3 protein-coding genes are annotated in these 1289 nt (G+C 68.5%); 2 read left to right on the forward strand and 1 reads right to left on the reverse strand.

The genetic code is table 11. The features are described from left to right. A partial coding sequence (locus tag IPZ69_RS46700) for a rodlin (protein ID WP_268835905.1) occupies positions 1-210 on the reverse strand: 210 nt, incomplete at its 3' end. A gap of 227 nt (positions 211-437) precedes the next feature. Between IPZ69_RS46700 and IPZ69_RS46705 the strand changes: the two genes are divergently transcribed. Then, complete coding sequence (locus tag IPZ69_RS46705; protein WP_235461013.1) at positions 438-833, forward strand: rodlin; 396 nt, start codon at positions 438-440, stop codon at positions 831-833. 249 nt (positions 834-1082) lie between these two features. Next, on the forward strand, positions 1083-1289 hold a 207-nt coding region (locus IPZ69_RS46710; RefSeq protein WP_268835906.1), incomplete at its 3' end, for a rodlin.

A 1289-nucleotide genomic window follows, 5' to 3' on the forward strand; every position in this document is an offset into this window, starting at 1 on the left:
GAGCTTGTTCAGCGAGCCCTGGACCAGCGAAAGCTGCGGGCTCATGTTGCCCTGGGTCACCGAGTTGCCGAACGACTCCGAGGCCCCGACGCCACTGCTGGAGGTGGTGCCGTTGTCGTCACCGATGGCAAGCGCCTGCGGCGCGATGGCCACCGACGCACCGACGACGGACGCGACGACCGCTGCCACGGCCATTGCCTTCTTGAGCATTTCACTGTCCTTTCCTGGCTCCCGGCCAATGCTGGCCAAAGAAGCACGTTCCTGCCACCGCATCAACCGGGTGTCCGAGGATTGGTTGCGCGGCGTCACCCGTTCGGATCGCGGGGGCCCATTCCCGCGTATGGGCCAATGGGGTGAATGCCAGCAACCAATGGCGGGCGGGGTCAGTTGAAACAGGACGCTCCGGTGGACGGGGTTTCTCCAGAAGGGAACAGCAAGTGATCAAGAAGGTTCTGGCTTCGGCCGCGGTCGCCGCTTCGTTCGCGGGCGTCGCTGCCGGCGCGTCTCCGGCGCTCGCCATCGGTGACGACAGCGGCACCACCTCCGCCAGCGGCGTCGGCGCGTCGCAGTCGTTCGGCAACTCCGCCACGTACGGCTCCATGAGCCCGCAGCTCGCCCTCATCCAGGGCTCGTTCAACAAGCCCTGCATCGGCCTGCCGGCGAAGGCGAACGTCCAGAGCCTGCTCGCCCTCGCCAACGTCGGCGTCCAGGACATCCCGATCCTGTCGGCTCCGCAGAACCAGCAGTGTGTCGAGAACTCGACCCAGGCCAAGGGCGACGAGCCGCTCTCGCACATCCTGGACGACATCTCGGCCCTCTCGGGCAACAGCTGACCGGACGTCAGCCGGGCCCGCCTGCGGGTCCCGACCAGCGGGCCGCCGAGTTCTCGGCGGCCCGTTGTCGCGTTCCGGCCCGCTCCGGCGCGACGGTCGGCGCCAGCCGCACCCCCCTCCAGGGGCGCTTGTCCCTTGATCGGACTGCGCTGGTCCGAACGGGGCAAAGGCCGCATCCTCCGGCCCGCTCGGACCGTTGACGATCATGTATCTCCCTCCCCGGAGTTCCGCTTTTCGAAGGGAAAGAACATGAAGAAGCTGTGGGCCTCTGCGGCCATCGCGGCGACGGTCGCCGGCCTCGCGGCCACGGCCGCTCCCCAGGCGCTCGCGATCGGTGACGACAGCGGCACCACCTCCGCCAGCGGCGTCGACGCCAAGTCGGAGTTCGGCAACTCGGCCACGTCGGGTGACCTGAGCCCGCAGCTCTCGCTGGTCCAGGGCTCGCTGAACAAGCCG

The sequence above is a fragment of the Streptomyces olivochromogenes genome (genome assembly GCF_021538895.1).
Lineage (GTDB): Bacteria > Actinomycetota > Actinomycetes > Streptomycetales > Streptomycetaceae > Streptomyces > Streptomyces olivochromogenes_A.